1 pseudogene is annotated in these 515 nt (G+C 44.9%); it reads right to left on the bottom strand.

Annotation, left to right across the window (positions count from 1 at the left end):
• Positions 1-515: pseudogene (locus tag ACTHTQ_RS11275) on the bottom strand (hypothetical protein); the annotation flags it as partial.

Consider the following 515-nt stretch of genomic DNA (forward strand, 5'->3'; position numbering starts at 1 on the left):
TTTGTGGTGTTTTTGTGTGGGTGGGTGGTTGTGGGGGTGTTTGTGTTGTTGGGTTTTGTGGTTGTGGTTTTTTTGTTTTGGGGGGTTGTTTTGGTTTTGTTTTGGGGTGGGTTGTGTTGTGTGGGTTGGGTGTTTGTTTTTGTTTGGGTTGTTGTTGGGTGGTGTTGTGGGTGGTTTGGGGGTTTGGTTTTGGGCGGTGGTGGGTGTTGTGGTTGTCTTGGTGTTTGTTGTTGTGGGTTTTGTTGTGTTGTTTTTGGGTGGGGGTGTTGTTTTGGTGTGTGTTGTGTTTGGGTTTGTGGGTTGTGTTTGGTGGGGTTTGGGTTTGGGTGTTTTTTTGTTTTGTGGTTTGTTGGTGTTGTTGTGTTGTTTGTGTGTTGTTTTGGTGGGTTTTTTGTTTGTTGGCGTGTGTTGGGTTTGGGTTGGTTTGGGTGTTGGTGTTTTCTTGTTTTGTGGTTTTGTGGTGTTGCTGTGTTGTTTGTGTATGGTTTTGGCGGGTGTCTTGTTTTTGTTTGTGT

Origin of the sequence: Neisseria sp. P0020.S003 (assembly GCF_051957095.1) — a bacterium.
GTDB classification, from domain to species: Bacteria; Pseudomonadota; Gammaproteobacteria; order Burkholderiales; family Neisseriaceae; genus Neisseria; species Neisseria subflava.